The 25594-nt window shown below is 63.8% G+C and carries 22 protein-coding genes and 1 riboswitch; of the genes, 10 read left to right on the top strand and 12 right to left on the bottom strand.

The window, feature by feature from the left end:
• Positions 1 to 32: 32 nt before the first annotated feature.
• The 5 genes from ppnN to ahcY all read right to left on the bottom strand — a co-directional run bounded on the left by ppnN (position 33) and on the right by ahcY (position 7033).
• A complete protein-coding gene (ppnN, locus tag ACSZPK_RS13595) occupies positions 33 to 1406 on the bottom strand; it encodes a nucleotide 5'-monophosphate nucleosidase PpnN (protein WP_437881996.1) in 1374 nt (457 codons plus the stop codon).
• Between the two features lie 361 nt (positions 1407 to 1767).
• Positions 1768 to 2472, bottom strand: coding sequence for a DUF3142 domain-containing protein (locus ACSZPK_RS13590; protein ID WP_437882017.1), 705 nt, complete (start codon positions 2470 to 2472; stop codon positions 1768 to 1770).
• A gap of 17 nt (positions 2473 to 2489) precedes the next feature.
• On the bottom strand, positions 2490 to 4661 hold the full coding sequence (locus ACSZPK_RS13585; RefSeq protein ID WP_437881995.1) for a hypothetical protein: 2172 nt from the start codon (positions 4659 to 4661) through the stop codon (positions 2490 to 2492).
• Positions 4662 to 4705: 44 nt separating this feature from the next.
• Positions 4706 to 5557 carry a methylenetetrahydrofolate reductase [NAD(P)H] gene (gene metF / locus ACSZPK_RS13580; protein WP_437881994.1) on the bottom strand — a complete coding sequence of 284 codons (852 nt, stop codon included), beginning with the start codon at positions 5555 to 5557 and terminating at the stop codon, positions 4706 to 4708.
• A 66-nt stretch (positions 5558 to 5623) separates the two neighbouring features.
• The gene (gene ahcY, locus ACSZPK_RS13575; protein WP_437881993.1) at positions 5624 to 7033 is read right to left on the bottom strand and encodes an adenosylhomocysteinase; all 1410 of its coding nucleotides are present in this window, start codon (positions 7031 to 7033) and stop codon (positions 5624 to 5626) included.
• Between the two features lie 76 nt (positions 7034 to 7109).
• A riboswitch (S-adenosyl-L-homocysteine riboswitch) is annotated at positions 7110 to 7259 on the bottom strand.
• Positions 7260 to 7415: 156 nt separating this feature from the next.
• Here ahcY and ACSZPK_RS13570 point away from each other — a divergent pair.
• The 3 genes from ACSZPK_RS13570 (at position 7416) to ACSZPK_RS13560 (ending at position 9039) form a co-directional block, all read left to right on the top strand.
• Complete coding sequence (locus tag ACSZPK_RS13570; protein WP_437881992.1) at positions 7416 to 7802, top strand: MAPEG family protein; 387 nt, start codon at positions 7416 to 7418, stop codon at positions 7800 to 7802.
• Between the two features lie 309 nt (positions 7803 to 8111).
• A complete protein-coding gene (locus ACSZPK_RS13565; RefSeq protein ID WP_437881991.1) occupies positions 8112 to 8507 on the top strand; it encodes an acyl-CoA thioesterase in 396 nt (131 codons plus the stop codon).
• A gap of 91 nt (positions 8508 to 8598) precedes the next feature.
• Complete coding sequence (locus ACSZPK_RS13560) at positions 8599 to 9039, top strand: c-type cytochrome (protein ID WP_437881990.1); 441 nt, start codon at positions 8599 to 8601, stop codon at positions 9037 to 9039.
• Here the strand turns inward: ACSZPK_RS13560 and ligB are convergent.
• The 4 genes from ligB to ACSZPK_RS13540 form a co-directional block, all read right to left on the bottom strand.
• The gene (gene ligB, locus ACSZPK_RS13555) at positions 9033 to 10742 is read right to left on the bottom strand and encodes an NAD-dependent DNA ligase LigB (RefSeq protein ID WP_437881989.1); all 1710 of its coding nucleotides are present in this window, start codon (positions 10740 to 10742) and stop codon (positions 9033 to 9035) included. The genes ACSZPK_RS13560 and ligB overlap by 7 nt on opposite strands.
• A gap of 145 nt (positions 10743 to 10887) precedes the next feature.
• Complete coding sequence (gene metK, locus ACSZPK_RS13550; protein WP_437881988.1) at positions 10888 to 12078, bottom strand: methionine adenosyltransferase; 1191 nt, start codon at positions 12076 to 12078, stop codon at positions 10888 to 10890.
• Entirely contained in the window at positions 12075 to 13079 is a 1005-nt protein-coding gene (locus ACSZPK_RS13545) for an ArsR/SmtB family transcription factor (protein ID WP_437881987.1), read from the bottom strand. Before ACSZPK_RS13545 ends, metK begins: the two co-directional genes overlap by 4 nt.
• 34 nt (positions 13080 to 13113) lie before the next feature.
• Entirely contained in the window at positions 13114 to 14064 is a 951-nt protein-coding gene (locus tag ACSZPK_RS13540; RefSeq protein WP_437881986.1) for a LysR family transcriptional regulator, read from the bottom strand.
• Positions 14065 to 14179: 115 nt separating this feature from the next.
• Here ACSZPK_RS13540 and ACSZPK_RS13535 point away from each other — a divergent pair, with 115 nt between their 5' ends.
• From ACSZPK_RS13535 to ACSZPK_RS13505, 7 genes are all read left to right on the top strand, one after another.
• The gene (locus ACSZPK_RS13535; RefSeq protein WP_437881985.1) at positions 14180 to 15328 is read left to right on the top strand and encodes a TDT family transporter; all 1149 of its coding nucleotides are present in this window, start codon (positions 14180 to 14182) and stop codon (positions 15326 to 15328) included.
• Between the two features lie 247 nt (positions 15329 to 15575).
• Positions 15576 to 17576, top strand: coding sequence for a transketolase (gene tkt / locus ACSZPK_RS13530; protein ID WP_437881984.1), 2001 nt, complete (start codon positions 15576 to 15578; stop codon positions 17574 to 17576).
• An 86-nt stretch (positions 17577 to 17662) separates the two neighbouring features.
• Positions 17663 to 18727, top strand: coding sequence for an erythrose-4-phosphate dehydrogenase (gene epd / locus ACSZPK_RS13525; RefSeq protein ID WP_437881983.1), 1065 nt, complete (start codon positions 17663 to 17665; stop codon positions 18725 to 18727).
• Positions 18728 to 18739: 12 nt separating this feature from the next.
• The gene (locus ACSZPK_RS13520; RefSeq protein WP_437881982.1) at positions 18740 to 19903 is read left to right on the top strand and encodes a phosphoglycerate kinase; all 1164 of its coding nucleotides are present in this window, start codon (positions 18740 to 18742) and stop codon (positions 19901 to 19903) included.
• A gap of 233 nt (positions 19904 to 20136) precedes the next feature.
• On the top strand, positions 20137 to 20337 hold the full coding sequence (locus ACSZPK_RS13515) for a hypothetical protein (protein WP_437881981.1): 201 nt from the start codon (positions 20137 to 20139) through the stop codon (positions 20335 to 20337).
• Between the two features lie 206 nt (positions 20338 to 20543).
• Positions 20544 to 21608 carry a class II fructose-bisphosphate aldolase gene (gene fba, locus ACSZPK_RS13510; protein ID WP_437881980.1) on the top strand — a complete coding sequence of 355 codons (1065 nt, stop codon included), beginning with the start codon at positions 20544 to 20546 and terminating at the stop codon, positions 21606 to 21608.
• A gap of 137 nt (positions 21609 to 21745) precedes the next feature.
• Positions 21746 to 22243, top strand: a complete 498-nt coding sequence (locus tag ACSZPK_RS13505; RefSeq protein ID WP_437881979.1) for a M48 metallopeptidase family protein — start codon at positions 21746 to 21748, stop codon at positions 22241 to 22243.
• A 447-nt stretch (positions 22244 to 22690) separates the two neighbouring features.
• Here the strand turns inward: ACSZPK_RS13505 and ACSZPK_RS13500 are convergent, their stop codons facing one another.
• Genes ACSZPK_RS13500 through ACSZPK_RS13490 form a run of 3 tightly spaced genes read right to left on the bottom strand, consistent with a single transcriptional unit; the run spans position 22691 to position 25460 of the window.
• Entirely contained in the window at positions 22691 to 23179 is a 489-nt protein-coding gene (locus ACSZPK_RS13500; protein ID WP_437881978.1) for a GreA/GreB family elongation factor, read from the bottom strand.
• Complete coding sequence (locus ACSZPK_RS13495; protein ID WP_437881977.1) at positions 23157 to 23609, bottom strand: GNAT family N-acetyltransferase; 453 nt, start codon at positions 23607 to 23609, stop codon at positions 23157 to 23159. Before ACSZPK_RS13495 ends, ACSZPK_RS13500 begins: the two co-directional genes overlap by 23 nt.
• A 54-nt stretch (positions 23610 to 23663) precedes the next feature.
• Positions 23664 to 25460, bottom strand: coding sequence for a 7TM diverse intracellular signaling domain-containing protein (locus ACSZPK_RS13490; RefSeq protein ID WP_437881976.1), 1797 nt, complete (start codon positions 25458 to 25460; stop codon positions 23664 to 23666).
• Positions 25461 to 25594 lie beyond the last annotated feature (134 nt).

Raw genomic sequence — 25594 nt, 5'->3', positions numbered from 1 at the left:
CAGGGTTGCACCAGCCGCCCTGATCCCTCGCTTCAGCTCACCACCCGATAACACGGCACATAGGCCGAGCCACCCGGCAGCTTCATGCGGTGTTGCTCGACGAAGGCCTGCAGCAGGCGATCCAGCGGTTGCATGATGCTTTTCTCGCCACGCAGTTCGTACGGGCCGTGTTCTTCGATCAGGCGGATGCCGTGGGCCTTGACGTTGCCGGCGACGATGCCGGAGAAGGCGCGACGCAGGTTGGCGGCGAGCTGGTGTACCGGCTGCTCGCGGGTCAGGTTGAGGCTGGCCATGGCCTCATGGGTCGGCTCGAACGGGTGCTGGAAACTTTCGTCGATCTTCAACAGCCAGTTGAAGTGGAAGGCATCGTTGCGTTCACGGCGGAAGCGCTTGACCTCGGCCATGCCGGCCGCCATGTGCCGTGCCACTTCGGCGGGATCGTTGGGAATCAGTACGTAGCGTTTCTGCGCTTGCTCGCCCAGGGTGGCGCCGATGAAGGCATGCAACTGCCTCAGGTAAGGCTCGGCGTCCTTCGGCCCGGTGAGCGCCAGCGGGAAGGGCAGCTCGGCGTTTTCCGGGTGCATGAGGATGCCGAGCAGGTAGAGGAATTCCTCGGCCGTGCCGGCGCCACCGGGAAAGATGATGATGCCGTGGCCGACCCGCACGAAGGCCTCCAGGCGTTTCTCGATGTCCGGCAGGATCACCAGTTCGTTGACGATCGGGTTCGGCGCCTCGGCGGCGATGATGCCCGGTTCGGTCAGGCCCAGGTAACGGCCGCCGACGATGCGCTGCTTGGTGTGGGAAATGGTCGCGCCCTTCATCGGCCCCTTCATCACGCCCGGGCCGCAGCCGGTGCAGATGTCCAGGCCGCGCAGGCCGAGTTCGTGGCCGACGCGCTTGGTGTACTTGTATTCCTCGGTGCTGATCGAGTGGCCGCCCCAGCACACTACCATCTTCGGCTCGACGCCGGCGCGCAGGGTGTGGGCGTTGCGCAGCAGGTGGAAGACGTAGTCGGTGATGCCTTGCGAACTGTCGAAGTCGATGCGCTGGTTTTCCAGTTCGCTCTGGGTGTAGACAATGTCGCGCAAGGCGCTGAACAGCATTTCGCGGGTGCTGGCGATCATCTCGCCGTCGACGAAGGCGTCGGCCGGGGCATTCAGCAGTTCCAGGCGGATGCCGCGATCCTGCTGGTGGATGTGGATTTCGAAGTTAGGGTAGGCCTCGAGGATGGTCTTGGCGTTGTCGCTGTGCGAGCCGGTGTTGAGGATCGCCAGGGCGCATTGGCGGAACAGCGCGTAGATACTGCCCGAACCGGTTTCGCGCAACTGCTGCACTTCGCGTTGGGAGAGGGTTTCCAGGCTGCCCTTGGGCGATACCGAGGCATTGGTGGTGTGCCGTTTGACCATGAACTGTCTTCCTGATTGGCAGTGCCGGGCGCCATGGGCGCTTGCGGTAGAAGGCCCGGCAGGTGTCCTGCGGCGGGCTTTGAAAATGTCGTTCGAGTCTTCGCTCGGGATGTCTTGCGACCCGTTGTGGGCTGGATGGTTCGCTTGAAGTTAGGGGCTGTTCCTGTTCCGGGGCTGAGGAGCAGACATTAGTCGGGTGATCGGTGCATATAGCTGTCATTCCTGCGAAAGCGGGAAGCCAGAAGCGTCTTTGTATCTGGGCTCCCGTCTTCGCGGGAGTGACGTTGAATAATCTCAATGTTTGCTTCTAACTCAGCGCCGTCGTGTTGAACGGTCGTTCCAGCTCACTCAATCCACAGCCTCACGATTGCGGGTTGAGCAGAAATACCACATAGCCACGAAACCATGGGCTGTCTTCGAGATATTTCGCGGCCTGCCATTCACCGCCCTGCACCAGGCCGATGCGATAGGGCAGTTGCAGGCGGCTGATGCCCGGCAGGTAGCGATGGTGTTCCGCGATGCTGCGACGGCCCTGGTAGGTTTGCATCACCACTTCGTCGATCACGTCCTTGAGCCGGTTGAGGGCGGCGGGGTCGCCATTGCTGCCCCAGTCGAGCAGGCCGGTGATGCTCAGGCGATAGTGCCGTGGCAGGCGCTGGCGCAGGTCTGCGAGAAAGGCGGCGTAGCGATCCAGGTGGCGGGTCTGCGCATCGAAGTCGATCTGGACGCCGACCACCGGGTTGCCGGCGCGCCGCCAGCGTTCCAGCTGGGCGAGGAGGATGGCGTAAATGTCCTCGCTCCAGTCGAGGGTGTGGGCGCGGTAGGTCACCCACACTTCGCCGCTCGACAGGCGAGGTATCGCCATGCCTTGCGCGATCATGCGGGCCTGGGGATCACCGGCACGACGCGGACCGTCGACCTGGCCCTGGATGATGTACAGGGTTTTCGCGTTGGCCAAGGCCGGCTGCGGGCGCACGCCGCTCCATAGCCAGAAGGCGTCGTAGTCGCTGGCGTCCACGGTGTCGGCCCAGGCCTGCCCGTGAAGGCAGAGCAGGGCGAGCAGCATGAGCGTGCGCAATTCGCTTACCAGTAGTACTTCAGGTCCTGCGCCCACTGGGTCTTGGCGTAGCGCGTCTTCAGCGTCTGGAACCACTGCTTGCGCTGGCTCTTGGCGATGTCCTGGGCGTCGCAGCTGTTGTAGCCGCTCGGCGCGTAGCAGTTGATCGCGCGAAACAGGGCGTAGGCCTTGTCGTCGGCACTGCTATTGGGCTCGTCGATCAGCTTGATGTAGCCGGCCAGGCGCGAGTAGTTCGAGCCTTCGAACAGGCTGGGCGTGCCGCCGAGCAGGTTGGCGGCCGGGCGCTCCTGGTTGGTGGCGTAATCCAGTCCGTTGACGCGAATGAAGTCGCCCAGGCAGTTGGCGGCCTGGGCATCGCCACCGTTCTTGGCCAGGCGCCCGGCGATTTCGTGGAGTGCCGGGCAGGCGTAGCCGGCATCGCTGCCGCCGGCCCAGGCGAAGAGGCCCAGGTCTATACCGTTACGGGCTGCGGGCGCTGGTTGCGGCAGGCGCTTGAGGTCGTCGAGGAAGGTGGCGTACTGGCCGTAGACGAGGTCCTTGTAGAGCAAGGTGTAAAGCGCAGTGTCACGTTCGGCCTGGGCCACCGCGTCGTTGTCTGCCTGCTGGCGCAGCAGTTCGGGGTTGGCGACGTTACGCAGGAGAATCTGGCGGATCGGCGCAGTCTTGATCGGCGAGTCGCTGGCGAAGACCTTGGCCAGCTTGCCATCGCTCTCGTAGTTGAGCGCCAGGGCGAGTTCGAGTTGCGCGCGCTGCAATGGGTTGTCGCTGCGCGCGTGAAGTGCCTGCCAGTGAGACTGGGCGGCAGCCAGGTCGCCCTTGGCTTCCAAGGCCAGGCCGCGCAGGGTTTCCTGGCTGAACGCGATAAAGGTCAGCGGGCCGGACGTGGTCGGCTTGGGCAGGGCGGCGAGGGTCTTGTCGGCATCCGTGTCGCGATAGAAATGCCAGGCTGCAAGCAGGTAGGTATGCAGATCGGGCTCGGCGGCGAAGCGACCTTTCTGTGCCTGCAATTGTTCGAGGGTGATCTTCGTCGACGCATCGCCATAGGGTTTGCGCAGGTAGGTCAGGTCGAGCATCGCCAGCAACAGCGGGTCTTCGATGTCATCCGGCTTGAGGGTCGGTTGCAGCTTGCTGTCGAGCTCTTCGATCAGCTCCTGGCTGCTGACATTGCGTTTGCCGCCCTCGCCCTGGGCGAACTGCCAGGCGAACTCGTCGATGAACTTGGCGTTGTCGCCCCGCAGCCAGTAGACCTTGCGCAGCAGGCCGCGGGCCGAGGCGAAATATCGGCCGTTCGGATAAGCCTGGAGGTAGGCCTTGAAGCCGGCGGCGCTGGCATCGAGATTGATGCGGTCGACTTTTTCCAGATCAGGCATGCCCCACTCGTCGAAGGCATTCTGCTGAGCCTGATTCAGCGCGACACGCCCTTGCATGTACAGCGCTGTTTCCTTCAGCCACGGCTGATCGCTGTCGATCAGGCTGGCGAAGTGTTCGTGGGCCTTGGCGAAGTTGCCCAGATAAAACGCTTCGGCGGCAATCAGGTAGCGGCCGTAGGCCTTGGCCGTGGCGGAGGTTAGGGCGAGTTTGTCCTCGGACAGGCTTTCGTCTTCGGCCGGGACCTCTCCGATGTCGCACGTGGTAAGCAGGTTGATCCGCTCGCGGGCCAGGGTGGTGCGCTCTGCGTCGCTCAGCGCCGTATTGTCGGCGATCTGCTCGATGAAGGTCTGTGCGTTGTGCAGGTCATTGCTGCGGCAACGGTTACCTTCGCCATCCGCGAAGGACTGCGTGACGATCGCGCCTGCGCCGCTTTGGACCCCGAGTTTTTCGAGCAGCGTGCTCAGGCTGGGCACGTTGTCGGCAGGCGGCTCGTTCTCTTCTTCGTCCGCGCCGTGTTGCGGGTCGAGCATGCCGACGCTGAACGGCACCTGGGCGTAGCCGGACTCGTAGTCGTCGCTCTTCAGCTCCGTCGGCAGCGTGATGCGGCCTTTGTCGGCCAGCAGCAGTTGCAGGTTGACCCGGCTGTCGTTGCCGGGGCTGAGGAACGCCAGGTTGCTGCAACCCGACAGTCGGTCGGCGGTCAGCGTCCAGTCCGGGCTGCAGGTCATGTCGGTGCTGGCGTGGGCGCTGCCTGCTTGCAGGCCGGCAACGATAGAGAGGGCGATCAGGCTCTTGCGAAGGTTCATGCTCTCATCCTTGAGTCGGGAGCCGCTGGGCGGCTCCTTCCTGGTCAGCGGTTGATGTCGAGGTTTTTCCAGATGCCCAGGCTCGGTTCGGTCTGGTTCAGGGTGTAGAAGTGCAAGCCGGGGGCGCCACCTTGCAACAGGCGCTCGCACATTTGTGTGACCACCTGCTCACCGAAGGCACGGATGCTTTCCAGGTCGTCGCCGTAGGCTTCCAGTTGCTTGCGCACCCAGCGTGGCATTTCCGCGCCGCAGGCATCGGAGAAACGCGCCAGCTTGCTGTAGTTGGTGATCGGCATGATGCCCGGGATGATCGGGATATCGACACCGGCCTTGCGCACCCGCTCGACGAAGTAGAAGTAGCTGTCGGCGTTGAAGAAGTACTGGGTGATCGCGCTGTTGGCGCCGGCCTGGGCCTTGCGTACGAAGTTGGCCAGGTCGTATTCGAAGTTGCGCGCCTGCGGATGGACTTCCGGGTAGGCGGCGACCTCGATGTGGAAGTGTTCGCCGCTCTCTTCGCGGATGAACTCCACCAGTTCATTGGCATAGCGCAGCTCGCCACTGGCCAGGCCCATGCCCGAGGGCAGGTCGCCGCGCAGGGCGACGATGCGCTTGATGCCTGAGTGCTTGTACTGGTTGAGCAGGCTGCGCAATTCAGCCTTGTTGTCGCCCACGCAGGAGAGGTGAGGGGCGGTCGGGACCTTCACTTCGCCGTCGAGTTGCAGCACGGTGTTCATGGTGCGGTCGCGGGTCGAGCCACCGGCGCCATAGGTGCACGAGAAGAAGTCCGGCTTGTGCTGGGCCAGTTCGCGGGCGACGTTGATCAGTTTTTCCTGCCCGGCATCGGTCTTCGTCGGGAAGAACTCGAAGCTGACGGAGGTTTTTCTTGCAGTGGTCATTTTTTATACCCGAGCTTGCAGCCAGGCACCGCGAGCAGGTCTTCGCCTGCCCGCGGCGCGCGGTCATTAGTAGCGGTAGGTGTCCGGCTTGAACGGGCCTTCGACGGCCACGCCGATGTACTCGGCCTGCTTGGTGGTCAGTTGAGTGACCACGCCGCCAAAGCCTTTCACCATTTCCAGGGCCACTTCTTCGTCGAGTTTCTTCGGCAGCACTTCGACGGTCAGGCGCTCGGCTTTCTTCTCGGCGGAGAGGGTGGCGAACTTCTGCTCGAACAGGAATATCTGCGCCAGCACCTGGTTGGCGAACGAGCCGTCCATGATCCGGCTCGGGTGGCCGGTGGCATTGCCCAGGTTCACCAGGCGACCTTCGGCCAGCAGGATCAGGTAGTCGTCGTTGCGCGGGTCGAAGCTGCCGGCGCCGGTGCGGTGGATCTTGTGCACCTGCGGCTTGACCTCTTCCCAGGCCCAGTTCTTGCGCATGAAGGCGGTGTCGATCTCGTTGTCGAAGTGACCGATGTTGCACACCACGGCGCGGGCTTTCAGGGCCTTGAGCATGCCGGCGTCGCAGACGTTGGCGTTGCCGGTGGTGGTGACGATCAGGTCGATCTTGCCGAGCAGGGCTTTGTCGATGCTGGCGTCGGTGCCGTCATTCAGGCCGTTGGTGTACGGCGAGACCACTTCGTAGCCGTCCATGCAGGCCTGCATGGCGCAGATCGGGTCGATCTCGGAGACCTTGACGATCATGCCTTCCTGGCGCAGCGAAGCGGCCGAGCCCTTGCCCACGTCGCCGTAGCCGATGACCAGCGCCTGCTTGCCCGACAGCAGGTGGTCGGTGCCGCGCTTGATGGCGTCGTTGAGGCTGTGGCGGCAGCCGTACTTGTTGTCGTTCTTGCTCTTGGTGACCGCGTCGTTGACGTTGATCGCCGGGACTTTCAGGGTGCCGGCCTTGAGCATGTCGAGCAAGCGGTGCACGCCAGTGGTGGTTTCCTCGGTGATGCCGTGGACGTTGGCCAGTACCTGCGGGTATTTCTCGTGCAGGATCTGGGTCAGGTCGCCGCCGTCGTCGAGGACCATATTGGCGTCCCACGGCTGGCCGTCCTTGAGGATGGTCTGCTCGATGCACCACTCGTACTCGGCTTCGGTCTCGCCTTTCCAGGCGAATACCGGGATGCCGGCGGCGGCGATGGCCGCGGCGGCCTGGTCCTGGGTGGAAAAGATGTTGCACGACGACCAGCGCACTTCGGCGCCCAGGGCGGTCAGCGTCTCGATGAGTACGCCGGTCTGGATGGTCATGTGGATGCAGCCGAGGATTCTCGCGCCTTTCAGCGGTTGCTCGCCGACGTATTTGCGGCGCAGGCCCATCAGTGCCGGCATTTCGGACTCGGCGATGATCAGCTCTTTGCGGCCCCAGTCGGCCAGGGAAATATCAGCGACCTTGTAGTCGGTAAAGGCAGCGCTCATGCAGGAACTCTCCATTCGTTGGTCTGCGATCGTCTGTATGAAAACCGGTGCGCCTGGCCTGCTGGCCAGCGCTCGCTACGTTTTCACGCAGTCCGATTGGGCGCCGTTGATGCGTTTGGGTAACGCCCCATCCGAGCCTGACAGGTGAAATCCGATTTGGATCTGCAGCGGTGCGAAGGAAAGGTTCCTTGGCTGTCGAGATCCAAAACAATGTCTACCTGCTGCAGCGCCCCTCGGACAGGTGGCGGGCACGAGCGGACAGTGCCGCTCGCGTGAAGCCCGGCGATTATAGCCGCGCCGCGCCACGAGCCCAAGGTTTTCCGTCGTGTCATGGATGGTATTTGTCCGCGGTTACCGGCAGGCTACAGGCCCCTTTTTCCCATGCAATGGAGCTGTCATGACCCTCGCATATTGGTGTGTGCTGATCGCTATCTTCCTGCCCTACGTCGCCACGCTGACGGCCAAGGCCATCGCCGGTGGCCTGGCGCCGCAGCATAACCATCATCCGCGAGCCTTCCTCGCGGGGCTCGAAGGGCGCGCCGCACGAGCCAACAGTGCCCAGCTCAACGGTTTCGAGACCAACCCGGCGTTCTTCGCCGCGGTCATCATCGCCCACCTGGCCGGCGGTGCCGCGCAATCGACGGTGGATGCCCTGGCCGTGGCATTCGTCATCAGCCGCGTGCTGTACCTGATCTGCTATGTGCTCGACTGGGCGACGTTGCGCTCGCTGGTGTGGTTCGCCGGATTGGGCATCATCGTCAGCCTGTTCGTGGCCTCGGCTTGAGGGCAGTAGTAAGGTAATTGCGGACACTTGTCCGATGATCGGTTTATATCCTCGTCATTCCCGCGAAGGCGGGAACCCAAAAAGGCGCTTCTGGATTCCCGCCTTCGCGGGAATGACGATTGAGTGTGGACCGGGTGTTCGTGGAACGTCCGCAATTGCCTCGTAGCAGCTGTTCGTGGGGACGCCGTATCAAAAGCCTGCACTGACCATGTACGGAATTGATAAACCTTATTGACCCGCGTGCCGCGACAGCGCCGCTCTCGTCTGCGATCATGCTGGCCGAACGTTAGCGATGGACAAGGAGTACGCATGAACTTCCACACACGCAAATGGGTGAAGCCGGAAGACCTCAACCCCAACGGGACGCTGTTCGGTGGCAGCCTGCTGAAGTGGATCGACGAAGAGGCGGCGATCTACGCCATCGTCCAGCTCGGCAGCCAGCGTGTGGTGACCAAGCTGATCTCCGAGATCAACTTCGTCAGCTCCGCTCGCCAGGGCGACGTCATCGAACTGGGTATCACCGCGACCGATTTCGGCCGCAGTTCGATCACCATGCGCTGTGAAGTGCGCAACAAGATCACCCGCAAGAGCATCCTGACCATCGACAAGATGGTGTTCGTCAACATGGGCGAGGATGGCCTGCCGGCGCCGCATGGCAAGACCGAGATCACCTACATCAAGGATCAGTTCAAGGACGAGATCTGAGCCCGTTCGGGGCGACAAACTGTCGCCCCATCTGGCATTCGCCGGCCATGAGCGGATACTGGCCGGCGTTCCGATTGCCGTGATGGTCGCCATGATCCGCCGTATCACCCTGTTGTTCTTCCTTGCCGTCGTTCTGGCCGGTTGCGGTGGCGTCGATCCGAATTCGCCGCAGGGCAGGCGCGAGGCAATCTTCAAGCAGATGCTGCACGAGAGTGAAGACCTGGGTGGCATGCTGCGCGGGCGCATCGCGTTCGACAGCGTGCGCTTCAACGCCGGAGCGACCCGGCTCGATGAACTGTCGCGGCAACCCTGGCAGTATTTTCCCGAGCCGAGCGACGGCAAGCAGGGCGAGGCGCGAACCGAGGTCTGGCAGCAGCAGGCACGTTTCCAGCTTCTGGCGAGGCAGCTCGAAGAGGCGACCGCCGCGTTGGCCACGCCTGCCCAGCCCCTGAACGCCGAGACGGCAGAGCCCTTGGTGCGGGCTGTCGAGAATGCCTGCGAGGCCTGCCACCGCGAATTTCGCGCCTATTGATTTTCCGCCAGCAGCGCAGTGAAGCCGGCGACGCCGTGCTGCGCGAGCCGCTGGGCCAGGCCTGCCACTTCGGGGTGGTTGAAGAACTCGACCAACTGGCGCGCGCGTTTCGCGCCAACGCCGGGTAACGCCTTCCAATCGTCCTGGCTGCGCTGCGCCAACACCTGCCAATCCTGCGGCAGGGGCGCGGAACCGCTTGGCGGCATGCCCAGTGCTTTCAACCAGCGACTGAATGGCTGTTGGCGCGCGCTGGCGAAGCGCTCGGCGAGTTGCCCCGCGCTGCGCGAAGCGAAGCCGGGAACCGTAGCGATCTCGCGCGCATCCAGGGCCAGCCAGTCGAGCAGCCCATCCAGCTTGCCGGCCCGTTGCAGCCGAGCCCAGGTCCCGGGGCCGACCCCGCTCATCGCCAGCCCCTGCTTGCCGCTGAGCCATTGCAGGCGCGCATGGAACTGGCTTGCGCAACCTGGGGTCGCCCGCCAGCAACTGAGCGGGTGGTAATCGCTGGCGGAAGGCACCGTCAGTGGCACACGTTGCCGGTTGCGCCAGATCACCTCATCCAGGCGTGGGATGGTTTGCCCGGCCAGGGCGATGGCGACCTGGTCGCCGGGACGGATATCCAGCGCTTGCCAGCGGCGCAGCGATCCGGCGCTGACGCGGGTGATGGTGCGCTCGTCGAGGCGCACGGGGTGCAGCATCAGCAGGGGCGTGATCCTGCCGGTGCGGCCGACCGTGAACTCGACCGTGCGCACTTCGGCCAGGGCCTGGGCGAGCGGGTACTTCCAGGCGATGGCCCAATTCGGCGCTTCGGCCTTCCAGCGCGAGGCGGGCAAGCGCGTGCTCTGGCGCAGAACCACGCCGTCGCTGGCGAAAGGCAGGGGCGAGCGATACCAGTGCTCACGCCAGCGCTTGGCGTCGGTCAGCGTGGTGATTGGCTGGCTGTACGTCTGTGGATCGCTGAAGCCCATCTCGCTCAGTCCGGCCAGGCGCTCGGGGAGTGTCGATGGACCGTTCGGCCAGTCCCAGACGAACAGGCCGATTTCCGCCGCGTCCGTGGCTGGCGGCGCATTTCGGTTCAGCAGCCCGGCGACCTTGCCACGCGCGCCAAGGCCACCTTTTTCCGCCTGGACGTGCTGTGGCAGGCGCCAGTAAAGCTCGCCTTGCAGGATCAGTTCATCGCGGCGCGATAGCGTCCGGGGAATGGCTGGCAACTGGCGCAGCTTGTCGGTCCAGTCTTCGCCGCTGCGGCCGTCGCCACGGCTGATCGCCTGTACCAGTTGCCCGTCGCGATAGACCAGGGTGACAGCCACGCCATCGACCTTGGGCTGAATCCATACTTCGTCGCGCCTGGCGATCCACTCACTCGCCGCGCGTTCGTCAGGCAACTTGCCCAGGCCGGTCTGCGGGACCGGATGGCGCACGGGATGTTCGAGCTGGGCGCCGACGCTGGAGCCTGGTATTTCAGCCGCCGCTGCCTGGCCGGGAAAACAGTTGCGCCATTGCTGCAGGCGATTCTGGGCCTGGTCGTAGAGTTCATCGTTGACCGGCGACTGGCCGAGGCGCTGATAGCTGTCGTCCCAGGCGGCGAGCTGGGTGCCCAGCGCCGCAAGTTCCTGCCCGGCCTGCGTGGGCGACCAGCGGGGACAGGCCAGGCTGGTTTCGATCAGGCAGGCGAATAGAAGGGGTAACGCGGTCCGGCGTTTCATACAGAGCGTCCTTGCTCGATTCATGTGCCGCGCAGACTAGCGAACGTCGGCGCCAGGAAACGAGGCACGCTTCGCAAGCTGGCGCGCGGCAACGAAAAAGCCCCGCCGGATCGCTCGGGCGGGGCTTCGTCTGCAACGCTCTGGCTTACAGGCCGGCAGCGGCGCGCAGGTCGGCGACCTTGTCGGTCTTCTCCCAGGTGAAGCTGGTGAAGCTGTCGTCGCCAACGGTCAGTTGCCGCGGCTCGCGGCCGAAGTGGCCGTAGGCGGCGGTCGGCAGGTACATCGGGTGCAGCAGGTCGAGCATCTTGGTGATGGCGTACGGGCGCAGGTCGAATACTTCGCGCACCAGCTTGATGATGGTGGCTTCCGGCACCTTGTTGGTGCCGAAGGTGTTGATCGAGATGGAGGTCGGCAGGGCCACGCCGATGGCGTAGGACACCTGGATCTCGCAGCGCTCGGCGAGGCCGGCGGCGACGATGTTCTTGGCTACGTAGCGACCGGCGTAGGCCGCCGAGCGGTCGACCTTGGACGGGTCCTTGCCGGAGAACGCACCGCCGCCGTGGCGGGCCATGCCGCCGTAGCTGTCGACGATGATCTTGCGCCCGGTCAGGCCGCAGTCGCCCACCGGGCCGCCAATGACGAAGTTGCCGGTCGGGTTGATGTGGAACTGGGTGTCCTTGTGCAGCAGTTCGGCCGGCAGGGTGTGCTTGATCACCAGTTCCATCACGGCTTCGCGCAGGTCGCTCAGGCTGACCTCCGGGTTGTGCTGGGTGGACAGCACCACGGCGTCGATGCCGACCACCTTGCCGTTTTCATAGCGGCAGGTGACCTGGCTCTTGGCGTCCGGGCGCAGCCATGGCAGCAGGCCGGACTTGCGTGCTTCGGCCTGGCGCTCGACCAGGGCATGGGAAAAGCGGATCGGCGCCGGCATCAGCACGTCGGTCTCGTTGCTGGCATAGCCGAACATCAGGCCCTGGTCGCCGGCGCCCTGGTCTTCCGGCCTGGCGCGGTCGACCCCCTGGTTGATGTCCGGGGACTGCTTGCCGATGATGTTCATCACGCCGCAGGTGGCGCCGTCGAAGCCGACGTCGGAGCTGGTGTAGCCGATATTGCAGATCACGTCGCGGACGATCTGTTCGAGGTCGACCCAGGCGCTGGTGGTGACTTCGCCGGCGATGATCGCCACGCCGGTCTTGACCAGGGTTTCCACGGCCACGCGGGCGTGCTTGTCCTGGGTGATGATGGCGTCGAGGACGGCATCGGAAATCTGGTCGGCGATCTTGTCCGGATGGCCTTCGGACACGGACTCGGAGGTAAACAGCGCGTATTCGCTCATTGCGGGTTCCTATCTATTCCTGAGGGTGCTTGCTTCGCATCCGGTCTGGCGAAGTGCCGTACCTGAATCTGAAAGCCGTTGCGCAAGCCGATGTAGAGACTTTCGCCGAGGGCAAGGCCCGCGGCTTCGGCCCAATGGGCCAGGTCTTCCTGCTCGAAGCCGAGCCACAGGTCGCCGCAGGCGTCCCGCGCCCAGCCCTGGTCGTGGCTGCACAGCTCGGTGATCAGCAGGCTGCCGCCGTGTTTCACCCGGCGCGCCAGTTGTTTCAAGGCCTCGGCCGGTGCGGCGAAATGGTGCAGGACCATGTTCACCACCACGCAGTCGGCGGCCTCGATGTCATCGGCGCCGAGGGCGTCGGCGAGGCGCAGTTCGACGTTGTCCAGGTGGTCCTGTCGGCAACGTTCGCGAGCCAGTTCGAGCATGGCGGTGCTGTTGTCCAGGGCGGTGACGCGGGCGAAGCGCCGCGCCAGTTCGGGCAAGAAACCGCCATCACCCGGCCCCACTTCCAGCGCGCTGGCGCCTGTCTCGAAACGCAGGGCATCGAGCAGGGCCAGCACGCTGTCACGGTATTGCGGCAGTCCTGCGATCAGGTCCTGCTGGGCGCGGAGCTTGTCCGTCGCCTTGTCGAAGAACATCCGGCTGGCCTGGGCGCGTTGCCCATGCACCGCGCTGATGCGCACCTGGACTTCGGCGGGCAGCGCCCGCGCGTCGACATCCTGCAACAGCGCGGCATGCAGGGCGCCGTGGGGCAGGGCGCGGCGATAGAAGATCGCGTTGCCTTCGCGCCGTGTCGCCACCAGCCCGGCCTGGGCCAGCACCTTGAGGTGATGGCTGATACCCGACTGGCCGATGGCGAATATCTGCGCCAGCTCCAGCACGCCGAACGAGTCGTTGGCCAGGGCGCGCAATACATTCAGGCGCAGCGGGTCGCCGCCAGCCTTGCACAGGACGGCCAGATCGTCAGCGGGCTCGAAGTCGAGTTGAGGGGCGCGCATGTTCATAGGTTGCGCAGTCTAGATGCCTGGAAGATCAATATCAAAGTTTTTTGATATTGGCTGGCGATGAAGACTGGGCACTGGCTGAAAAGGCTGCCGCCGCGTGCCCATCGTAGCGCTGGCGTGTGAGCGCACGAAACGCCGCCGGTGCCGGGCTGAGCTGGCTGTCATTGCGCCAGAGCATGTGCAGGCTGCGTTCGATCTTCAGGTCGGCGAGGTCGAGGGCTATCAATCGGCCTACGCCCAACTCGTCGCCAACCGCCTGCTGCGACAACCAGGCAATGCCATTGCCGCCTGCGATCAGCCGCTTGAGCGCTTCGGTGCTGCCCACGGCCATGCGTGGTTGCACGCCCAGGCCATGCGCCTGATAGGCGTGCTCGACGCTGGCGCGGGTGCCCGAGCCGGGTTCGCGCAGGTACAGGTCATGCGCCAGCAGGTCGCTGGCCTTGAGGTTCTGCCGTTGGGCGAGCGGGTGGCCGCTGCCGACGACTGGCAGCAGCCGGTCTGTCGCCAGGTAGTGGTGGGCATAATCTTCCGTGGGAAAGGCGCCCTCGACAAAACCCAGGCCGATACGTGCATCGTCCAGTTGCTGCAGCACGTCCCGGGTGTTGCTCACCTGCAGGCTGACCAGGATGTTCGGGTAGCGGACGCGGAAGTCGTCGAGCAAGGCCGGCAGCCAATAACTGCCGAGGGTGGCACTGGCACCGATCAGCAATTCGCCCTGGTCAAGGTTGGCCAGGCTGCGCAACTCGCGTTCGGCAGCCTGTTCCAGGGCGAAGATGCGCTCGGCGAATTGAACCAGGCGCAGGCCGCTTTCCGTTGGCGTCACTCCGCGTGGCCGACGGTCGAACAGCGCCAGGCCGAGGTTGTTCTCCAGCTCACGGATTTCCCGGGTCACCGCTGGCTGGCTGATATGCAGGCGCTCGGCTCCGGCGCTGATGCTGCCGGCCTGGGCGACGGCGAGAAAGACTTTCAGGTGGTGCAGGTTCATGGTGTATTGACATAGATAAAAAGTATTCAAAGCATGCTGAATATGTATTTTTAATATGGCAAGCGCCTTCGTAGCCTGGGTGCCTCAGTAACGGGATCACCCGACCGGAGCCGTCATGCCTTGTCCTTTCAGCCGCTTGCCCGAACCCTGGGCCTTCGTTCGCCATTTCACGCCCAACTGGTTCGCGGTGAACATGGGCACCGGCGTGCTCGCCCTGGTCGTCGCTCACTGGCCCTGGGCGTTGCCTGGCAAGTTGGCCCTGGCCGAGGCGCTGTGGTGGTTCGGCCTTGGCCTGTTCGGCTTGTTCAGTGTCCTGTTCCTGGCGCGCGTGCTGATTTTCCGGGACAGCGTGGGGCCGCTGCTGGAGCACCCGGTGCAGTCGATGTTCCTCGGCGCGATCCCCATGGCCCTGGCCATGCAGATCAGCGGCCTGTTGCTGTTCGGCCTGCCGCGCTGGGGCGAGGGCGTCGTGCGACTGGCCCATGGCTTGTGGTGGCTGGATGCCGGGCTGGCACTGTTCAGTGCGCTGTGGGTGCCGTATCTGATGTTCACCCGCCAGAACCACGCGCTGGACAAGCTCACGGCGGTCTGGCTGCTGCCCATCGTCGCTCCGGAAGTGGCGTCCGCCACCTCCAGCCTGCTCCTGCCCCATCTGCATGGCGAGGCGGCACGGCAGGTGCTGGTGGTCGGCTTGCTGCTCTGGGGCATGTCGCTGGCCCTGGCGTTCTCTTTGATCACGCTGGTGCTGCTGCGCCTGGCCCTGCACAAATTGCCGGATACCGACTTTGCCGCCACCAGTTGGTTGCCGCTCGGCCCATTGGCCACCGGTTGCCTGGGGCTGCTGGGCATGGGCCAGCAGGCGCCGGCGGCGTTTGCCGGCACGCCCTTGGCCGCGCTTGCCGAGAACGCCCACGGCCTCGGCCTGGTCGGCGGGCTGATGCTGTGGGGCGCCGGATTGTGGTGGCTGGTGATCGCCCTGCTATTCACGCGTCGCTACCTGCACGACGACATGACCTTCAACCTGGGTTGGTGGGGATTCACCTTCCCGCTGGGGGTATTCGTTCTCGCCAGCCTCGAGCTGGGACGGCTGACCGGGCTGAATTTCTTTGCTCTGATCGGTAGCGGCTTGGGCCTGTTGCTGATGGCGATCTGGCTGCTGGTGCTGCAGCGCACCCTGCTTGGCGTCTGGCATGGCGAACTGTTTCGCGCGCCTTGCCTGGGCGGTTCGGCGATGCCGGCCAGGGGTGTTCTGTCCACTGACTGATAGCCAGTTATCATCTGTCATTGCCCCGGCGGCGCCTGCTGGGCGAAAATGCGCGCCTTTTCAGGTTGTGTGAAAACTACTGCGCTCGGTCATACGGCGTTAAAAGCCGGCTCAAAATGCTCATTTACAACGCGTAAACTGCGCTTTTTCGCCGGTTTTTGCCTTGCCTGACCGTCGCTCGCTACGTTTTCACACAGCCTGTTTTTCGCCCTTTCATTCAGAAGCAGCCCCCGCAGGAGATTCAACGATGCCCAGCCGTCGTGAGCGAGCCAATGCCATTCGTGCCCTCAGCATGGATGCCGTGCAAAAGGCCAACAGCGGCCACCCCGGCGCCCCCATGGGCATGGCGGACATCGCCGAAGTGCTGTGGCGCGACTACCTGAAGCACAACCCGACCAACCCGCAGTGGGCTGACCGCGACCGTTTCGTGCTGTCCAACGGCCACGGCTCGATGCTGATCTACTCGCTGCTGCACCTGACCGGCTACGAACTGTCCATCGACGACCTGAAGAACTTCCGCCAACTGCACAGCAAGACCCCGGGCCACCCGGAATTCGGCTACGCGCCAGGCGTCGAGACCACCACCGGCCCGCTCGGCCAGGGCATCGCCAACGCCGTGGGCTTCGCCCTGGCGGAAAAGGTCATGGCCGCGCAGTTCAACCGCGAAGATCACCGCATCGTCGACCACTACACCTACGCCTTCCTCGGCGACGGCTGCATGATGGAAGGCATCAGCCACGAAGTCTGCTCACTGGCCGGCACCCTGGGCCTGGGCAAGCTGATCGCCTTCTACGACGACAACGGCATCTCCATCGATGGCGAAGTCCATGGCTGGTTCACCGACGACACCCCGGCGCGCTTCGAAGCCTACGGCTGGCAGGTGATCCGCAACGTCGACGGGCATGACGCCGAAGAGATCAAGACCGCCATCGAGACCGCGCGCAAGTCCAGCGAGCGGCCGACCCTGATCTGCTGCAAGACCATCATCGGCTTCGGCTCGCCGAACAAGCAGGGCAAGGAAGAATCCCACGGCGCCGCCCTCGGTGACGCCGAAATCGCCCTGACCCGCGAGGCCCTGAACTGGAACCACGCGCCGTTCGAAATCCCCGCCGACATCTATGCCGAGTGGGACGCGAAGAAGGTTGGCATCAACGCCGAGTCCGAGTGGAACCAGCGGTTCTCCGCCTACCAGATCGCCCATCCGGAACTGGCCTCCGAGTTCAAGCGCCGCATGGCTGGCGAGCTGCCGGCCGACTTCTCGGCCAAGGCCAGCGAGTTCATCCGCAGCGTCGCTGAAAAGGGTGAGACCATCGCCAGCCGCAAGGCCAGCCAGAACTGCCTGAATGCCTTCGGCCCGCTGCTGCCCGAGCTGTTCGGCGGCTCGGCCGACCTCGCCGGTTCCAACCTGACCCTGTGGAAAGGCTGCAAGGCCGTGACCGCCGAGGATGCCTCGGGCAACTACATGCACTACGGCGTGCGTGAGTTCGGCATGAGCGCGATCATGAACGGCGTGGCCCTGCACGGCGGCCTGGTGCCCTACGGCGCGACCTTCCTGATGTTCATGGAATACGCGCGCAACGCGGTGCGCATGTCCGCGCTGATGAAACAGCGCGTGCTGTACGTGTTCACCCACGACTCCATCGGCCTGGGCGAAGACGGCCCGACCCACCAGCCGGTCGAGCAACTGACCAGCCTGCGCACCACGCCGAACCTGGACACCTGGCGCCCGGCCGATACCGTCGAAGCTGCGGTGGCCTGGAAACATGCCATCGAGCGCAAGGACGGCCCGAGCGCGCTGATCTTCTCGCGCCAGAACCTGCCGCATAACCTGCGTGACCACGAGACCGAAGCGGCCATCGCCCGTGGCGGCTACGTGCTCAAGGACTGCGCCGGCGAGCCCGAGCTGATCCTGATCGCCACCGGCTCCGAAATCGGCCTGGCGGTCCAGGCGGCGGACAAACTGACTGCTGCCGGGCGCAAGGTGCGGGTGGTGTCGATGCCGTCGACCAACGTGTTCGACCAGCAGGATGCCGGCTACAAGCAATCGGTACTGCCGTTGCAGGTCACCGCGCGTATCGCCATCGAAGCCGCGCATGCGGACTTCTGGTTCAAGTACGTCGGCCTCGAAGGCCGGGTGATCGGCATGGACAGCTACGGCGAATCCGCCCCGGCCAGTGCCCTGTTCGAGCACTTTGGCTTCACGCTCGATAACGTCGTCGACACCGCCGAAGAGCTGCTGGACGCGTAGGATGGGTTGAGCGAAGCGATACCCATCGATGGGTATCGCAGGCCCGACCCGCCCTGCGTCTATGCATGCTCTCCATCGAGACCGCCATGGCCAAACGCCCCTATAGAGTCGCCCTCAACGGCTACGGCCGGATCGGTCGTTGCGTGTTGCGCGCGCTGCATGAGCGTGGGGCGGCGGCTGGGCTGGAAATCGTCGCGCTCAACGACCTGGCCGACCAGGCCAGCATCGAATACCTGACCCGTTTCGACTCCACCCACGGCCGTTTCCCCGGCGAGGTGCGGGTCGATGGCGATTGCCTGCATCTCAACGGCAGGTGCGTGCAGGTGCTGCGCGAAGCCCAGCCGGAGTCGGTCGATTGGCGCGGCCTGGATATCGATCTGGTGCTGGAATGCTCCGGCGTCTACCACACACGCGCCGATGGCGAGCGTTTCCTCGCCGCTGGCGCGCCACGGGTGCTGTTTTCCCAGCCGATGGCCAGCGAAGCGGATATCGATGCTACCGTGGTCTACGGCGTCAACCAGCAGGTACTCGACGGCAGCGAGCGGCTGCTGTCGAACGCCTCCTGCACCACCAATTGCAGCGTGCCGCTGCTCAAGCTGCTGAACGAGGCGGTGGGGCTGGAATACATCTCCATCACCACCATCCACTCGGCAATGAACGACCAGCCGGTGATCGACGCCTATCATCACGAAGACCTGCGCCGCACGCGCTCGGCCTTCCAGTCGGTGATTCCGGTTTCCACGGGGCTGGCGCGCGGTATAGAGCGGCTGCTTCCGGAACTTGGCGGACGAATCCAGGCCAAAGCCATTCGGGTGCCGACGGTGAACGTCTCCTGCCTGGACATCACCTTGCAGACCGCGCGCGATACCTCGGCCGAGGCAATCAACCGGATCCTGAGAGGCGCCGCCGAGGCGGGCCCGCTGCAAGGTTTGCTGGCTTACACGGAATTGCCGCACGCCAGCTGCGACTTCAACCATGATGCCCATTCGGCCATCGTCGACGGCAGCCAGACCCGGGTTTCCGGCCCGCGCCTGGTCAACCTGCTGGCCTGGTTCGACAACGAATGGGGGTTCGCCAACCGGATGCTCGATGTCGCCGGGCATTTTCTTGGCGTTTGCACTGAACAAAAAACCATCAACCGGCCTTTTTAAAGGACTGACAGCATGACCGTTTTGAAAATGACCGACCTCGACCTCAAGGGTAAGCGCGTATTGATCCGCGAGGACCTGAACGTGCCGGTGAAAGACGGCGTGGTGAAGAGCGATGCACGTATTCTCGCCTCCCTGCCGACCATCAAGCTGGCCCTGGAAAAAGGCGCGGCGGTGATGGTCTGCTCGCACCTGGGGCGTCCCACCGAAGGCGAGTTCAGCGAAGAGAACAGCCTCAAGCCGGTCGCCGAGTACCTGGGCAAGGCCCTGGGCCGTGACGTGCCGCTGGTCAGCGACTACCTCGCTGGCGTCGAGCTGCAGGCCGGCGACCTGGTGCTGTTCGAGAACGTGCGTTTCAACAAGGGCGAGAAGAAGAACGCCGACGAGCTGGCCAAGCAATACGCGGCCCTGTGCGACGTGTTCGTGATGGACGCCTTCGGCACCGCCCACCGTGCCGAAGGCTCGACCCATGGCGTGGCCAAGTTCGCCGCCGTCGCCGCTGCCGGCCCGCTGCTGGCGGCCGAGCTGGATGCCCTGGGCAAGGCCCTGGACAACCCGCAGCGTCCGCTGGCGGCCATCGTCGCCGGCTCCAAGGTGTCGACCAAGCTCGACGTGCTCAACAGCCTGGCGCAGATCTGTGACCAGTTGATCGTCGGTGGCGGCATCGCCAACACTTTCCTCGCGGCGGCTGGGCACAAGGTTGGCAAGTCACTGTATGAAGCCGATCTGGTCGATACCGCCAAGGCCATCGCGGCCAAGGTCAGCGTGCCGCTGCCGGTCGACGTGGTGGTGGCCAAGGCCTTCGCCGAAGACGCCGAAGCCACGGTCAAGGCCATCGCCGACGTTGCCGACGACGACATGATCCTCGATATCGGCCCGCAGACCGCTGCCCAGTTCGCCGAACTGCTGAAGTCGTCGAAGACCATCCTGTGGAACGGCCCGGTCGGCGTGTTCGAGTTCGACCAGTTCGGCAACGGCACCAAGGTGCTGGCCGAAGCCATCGCCGACAGTTCGGCATTCTCCATCGCCGGTGGGGGCGATACCCTGGCGGCCATCGATAAATATGCTGTGGCCGAGCGTATCTCCTACATTTCCACCGGTGGCGGCGCGTTCCTCGAATTCGTCGAAGGCAAGGTGCTGCCTGCCGTTGAGGTGCTGGAGCAGCGCGCGGCGAAGTAACGCTTTGGTCTAAACGATTCCTTCATCTGCATGGTCTTTTGCAAAGAACCTGTTCACGCTCTTTAGGCGACCCGTTTATTGAGATAGCAGCAAAGTGGTTCGTAGGGTGGACGACGCTCTATCCGTCCACCGTTCTGCGATCGAAATGGTGGACAAAAAAGCGTTGTCCACCCTACGGGACTAACAGAGCGTAAACCGGCTCCAAGAGGACACACAGAGGAAGGAGTCGAGCCATGCGTAATCCAGTGATTATGATGTTGGTATGTGCCGGCCTGGCCGGTTGCAGTAGCGACGGGGGCGGTCCCGATGCGTGCGAGATTTTCACTCCGTCCGAGGTGATCCTGCCGACCACGCAGGATGACCAGCGGGTCGAGGCGCAGAGCAGTGGTGACCCGACCGCGCGCCGCGACGCGGGGCAGCAGCATTGTCCGTGATGCGCACGCTGAAATGAGTCAGTAACGCGCGATTCACGCGGCAGCGTTAAACGGACAGCTCAGGCTGTGGTCGGAGACAGGAATGCAGTAAACGCGGTGCCGCCTGGTGGTGCCGCTGGCGGCTTTTGGCCGCCTGGCTTGAATATCGCCTGCCGCTTCGGCAGGCTTGCGAATCAACGAACTCCACAGCGGGAGACAGGAAACCAATGGCACTTATCAGCATGCGCCAGATGCTCGACCACGCCGCCGAATTCGGCTACGGCGTGCCGGCCTTCAACGTCAACAACCTTGAGCAGATGCGCGCGATCATGGAAGCCGCCGACAAGACCGATTCGCCGGTCATCGTGCAGGCCTCCGCTGGTGCCCGCAAATACGCCGGCGCGCCGTTCCTGCGTCACCTGATCCTGGCTGCGGTGGAAGAATTCCCGCACATCCCGGTGGTGATGCACCAGGACCACGGCACCAGCCCGGACATCTGCCAGCGCTCGATCCAGCTGGGCTTCAGCTCGGTGATGATGGACGGCTCGCTGGGTGAGGACGGCAAGACCCCGACCTCCTACGAGTACAACGTCGAAGTGACCCGCCGCGTGGTGTCCTTCGCCCATGCCTGTGGCGTTTCCGTGGAGGGCGAGCTGGGTGTGCTCGGCTCCCTGGAGACCGGCCTGGCCGGTGAAGAAGACGGCGTCGGCGCCGAAGGCGTGCTCGACCACAGCCAGATGCTGACCGACCCGGAAGAGGCCGCCGATTTCGTCAAGAAGACCCAGGTCGACGCCCTGGCCATCGCCATCGGCACCAGCCACGGCGCCTACAAGTTCACCAAGCCGCCTACCGGCGACATCCTGGCGATCGAGCAGATCAAGGCGATCCACAAGCGCATCCCCAACACCCACCTGGTGATGCACGGTTCGTCGTCCGTTCCGCAGGAATGGCTGAAAATCATCAACGAGTACGGCGGCGACATCAAGGAAACCTACGGCGTGCCGGTCGAGGAAATCGTCGAAGGCATCAAGCACGGCGTGCGCAAGGTCAACATCGACACCGACTTGCGTCTGGCTTCCACCGGCGCGATCCGTGAGTTCATGGCCAAGAACCGCAGCGAGTTCGACCCGCGCAAATACCTGGCCAAGACCGTCACGGCCATGCGCGACGTGTGCATCGCCCGTTACGAAGCCTTCGGCACCGCTGGCAATGCTTCGAAGATCAAGCCGATCTCGCTGGACGCGATGTTCGCCCGTTATGCGCGCGGCGAGCTGGACCCGAAGATCAATTGATGCTGCGCTGAGCTTCACGCTACAAGCAGGAGCGCGCCGAGAGGCGCGCTTTTGCGTTGTAATGCCAGGCGCACGGCTGCTGCGCATCTGCCACAGCCTGAATCCCTTTTGCCACTGCCAAGGCGTCTGCTCCAGCCATGAGTCGCTTGAAGTATCTCCAGGCCTATCCCGCTGCGTTGCAGGAGCAGGTTCGCCAGCTCATCGACAGTGGTCGTATCGGCGACTATCTGCAGCGGCGTTATCCCGAGCGTCATGGCATTCAGAGCGACAAGGCCCTGTACGCCTATGTCTGCCAGCTCAAGCAGGAGCACCTGCGCAATGCGCCGGCCATCGACAAGGTGCTGTATGACAATCGCCTCGACCTGACGCATCGGGCCCTGGGTTTGCATACGGCGGTATCGCGGGTGCAGGGCGCTAGGCTCAAGGCGAAGAAGGAGATCCGTGTCGCCTCGCTGTTTCGTGACGCCGCGCCGCAATTCCTGCAGATGATCGTGGTGCACGAGCTGGCGCACCTGAAGGAACCGGACCACAACAAGGCCTTCTATCAGCTCTGTGAATACATGCTGCCGGGTTATCAGCAACTGGAGTTCGACCTGCGGGTCTATCTGACCTGGCGTGAACTGCCGGAAAAATGATCACAGTGCGCAGAGGCCCGGTGTGCCTCGCTTATCGCTATCCATCCCCGTGTTACCCACAGATCGATCCCCGGCATTTGTGTGTAATTATCTGATCTCCATGGATTTTTTATCCTGCCAGTGGATAGTTGGGAAAACCTGGCGGTTGTACGAAAAGTGATCGATTGCCTGCGGGCCTCATCTTGCCTGGCTTGTAGCGCTTAATCCCCGTTTTATCCACAGAGTGATCCCCGCCCTGTGTGTGTAAGTGACTGATCCTGAATAACTTTTAAAGACCCGATAAATGCAGGGCAGAGGCTTTTAGCTCGAAAAACAGGCAATTGCCCGCAAGGCACGTGCAGACCGGGATACAGCCATCCGTCCCCTCGTTATCCACAGGTTGGTCCACGCTAAAGGTGCGTAAGTCGTTGAATCGAAAGATCGTGCAGGCTGGCGGTTGGATAACGATCAGCGGATGTCGAGGATTTCCCAGGCTGCGTTGCCACTGTTGACCCTGTCTCCAATGCCTTGGCCAATCAGTTGCTGGCCGAGAGGTGCCTGTGGCGTGATGAGCATGAGGCTCTGCTGGCCATGGACGAGCTTGATTCCCGCGCCGTCCGGGCCGAGCAGGAGGCATTGCTGCTGGCCCTGGTCGTTTTCCAGCCAGACCAGGGCGCCGAGCTGGATACCCAGGCCTTCATCGTAGTCGCGCATTTTCAGGGCACGCCATGCTTGCAGGGATTGGCGGATTTCCTCGACCCGTCGTGACTGCCCGGCAGCCAGGTAGGAGGCTTCCAGGCCGCGCGTGTCGTATTTGTTCTCGGCCTTGCTCTCTTCATTGGTCGCGGCCTGGCGAGCGCTGTCGGCAGCGGCGATGGCATTGGCCAGGTCGGCTTCCAGGCGTTCGATGACCTGGCGTTGCAAGAGCAGCTTGTCAGTCACGGCGCATGCCGACATGAGGAATCCCGTCTTCCAGATAGGCCTCGGTCACCGCCTGGAAACCATGACGGCCGTAGTAGTTCTGCAGGTGCGCCTGGGCTGACAGATACAAGCCGGCGCCGGGCCAGCGCTCGGCGCAGATCGCCACGGCGCGCTCCATCAGTCGATGGCCCAGTCCGAGGCCGCGTGCGTTGGCTGCGGTGGCGACCCGGCCAATGGTGGCCTGGCCCGCGTGTCGCTGCGGGTCGAGCAGGCGCAGGTAGGCGATCAGTTCGCCATCGCGCCAGGCCATCAAGTGGCAGGTATCACCTTCCAGATCCTTGCCGTCGACTTCCTGGTAAGGGCAGTTCTGTTCGACGACGAAGACTGCTGTTCGCAGGGCCAGTACCGCGTACAACTCGTGTTTGTCGAGGTCGTGGTTATGCTTGAAGGTCCAGGTGATGTTCATCGGCGTGTGTTGAAAAGGGGGAGCGAGATGGTAGCGCCACGGCCGCAGTCCTCGCTACGGTTGCTCGACATGCACGCGGTTGCGCCCGGCGGACTTGGCGGCATACATGGCTTCGTCGGCCCGGCGCATGAGGGATTTGCTGTCTTCTTCGCCAAGGGTGAGGGCCACCCCGATGCTGGCGCCGACCGTTACCGGTTGGCCATCTTCCAGCTCGATGGGGCGGCTGATGACCTCGCGCATGCGTTCGGCCAGATAATGGGCATCTTCGCTGCTGGCGATGGTTTCGCAGACCAGAACGAACTCATCGCCGCCCAGGCGCGCCGGGGTATCGGTTTCCCGCGAGCAGGACTGGATGCGCCGGGCGACTTCGACCAGTACCAGGTCGCCAGCGGCATGGCCGAGCTGGTCGTTGATCGGTTTGAAACCGTCGAGGTCGATCAGCATCACGCCGAGCAACTCCTGGCGGCGCTGGGCACGGCGCAGGGCCATGTCCATCTGTCGTTGCAGCGAGTTGCGATTGGGCAGGCTGGTCAGCGGGTCTTTCATGGCCATTGCGCGCAGACGCTGATTGGCCGCTTCGAGCGCCTCGGTGCGCTCGGCCACCCGCTGTTCGAGCTCACGCTCATGCTCTTGCAGCTCTTCCTCGCGCAGGCGCTTGTGCTGGTTGAAGCGAGCGGCCAGGGCGAACGACAACAGGATCATTTCCAGGGCCGAGCCAATCTGCATGGCGTGCAGGGTGAAAAAGTTCGACGGCAGCACGGCGAAGTTGCGCAGGGCCAGCAGCGATACGCCGAGCAGCAGCAAGCCCCAGGCCAGCACGAACAGACTGGCCCCCGGTACTCGGTGGCGTACGCAGACGAAACCGGCGCTGAGCAGCACCAGCGTGCCGATGATGCCGACCAGGGACATGGTCTGCAGGGCGCGCTGGACCGGCAGCAGCACCGTGGCAATGGCGGCGATGGCGAGGACGAAGAACACGCGCCGCAGCCAGCGATCCCAGTGCGGCACCCAGCGGTGGGTGTCGAGGAAGCTGCGGGTGAACAGGATGGCGATCGCCGCGGACACGCTGAAACCGATCGGCAAGGCGCGGTTGGTCCACCAGCCAGCTCCGCTCCACAGGTATTGCGGGCCGAGGCCGTTGAGTGAAAGCACGCCGGTGCCGAAGGCGGCGACGAACAGCACGTAATAGAGAAATGGCCGCTCGCGCAGGACGATGAAAAGCAGCAGGTTGTAGCAGACCAGGGCGAAGAGGATACCGCTGTAGGCCGAGTGCACCGCGTAGCCATTCTGGCTGTGCTGCTCGAAGGCGGCGTCTGGCCACAGTTTGCCACTGAGCGTCATGCTGCCTTCGGAAGTGGCGTGCAGGTACAGGGTACGGCTCTCGCCTGGCTGCAAGCGCACCTTGAACAAGGGGTTGCGATGGCTGACGCTACGCTGGTTCAGGGCGACCATATCGCCAGCCTCGCCGTGGCGTACGCCATCGGCACCGACGTCGAACAACTGGGCGTGGTCCAGCGAGGGATAGTCCACTTCCAGCAGCCAGGTCGCCGGGCTCGCCTCGGCGGAGGTCACTTCCAGGCGCAGCCACACGGCGCCACGCAGATAGCCGAAGCTCAGGTCGTGCAGCCCGGCACTGCTATGAAAGCGTTGCGGATTGGCGATCAGGGTCTGCAGGTCGAGTTCCTGGGTGGGATCGATCAGGTAGTCGGCATGGCCGAGCAGGTCCAGCGCCTGCTCCTGATCGACGCGCACGGCCGCATGGCCGGGCAATGCCAGCAATGAGCAGGACAGCACGAAGAAGGCCAGGATCGCAACGAGACGCGACCCTACCGATTTAAGCAGGCTGGACATTCGTAAACTCAGCGAACAGGCGCCTTCCCCGGCGCACGCGGCATATAGTGGCAGAATGCTTGTCAATATGGCAGCTAAACGCGCCTCATGCTGTCTGCTTCAGATAACCATAGTGTTACCGCCCGGCCTGCTGG

The sequence above is a fragment of the Pseudomonas sp. LRF_L74 genome, assembly GCF_965644255.1.
Taxonomy (GTDB): Bacteria; Pseudomonadota; Gammaproteobacteria; order Pseudomonadales; family Pseudomonadaceae; genus Aquipseudomonas.
The sequence above is the reverse complement of the archived record's forward strand: the minus strand, read 5'-3'. Positions and strand labels throughout refer to the sequence as shown.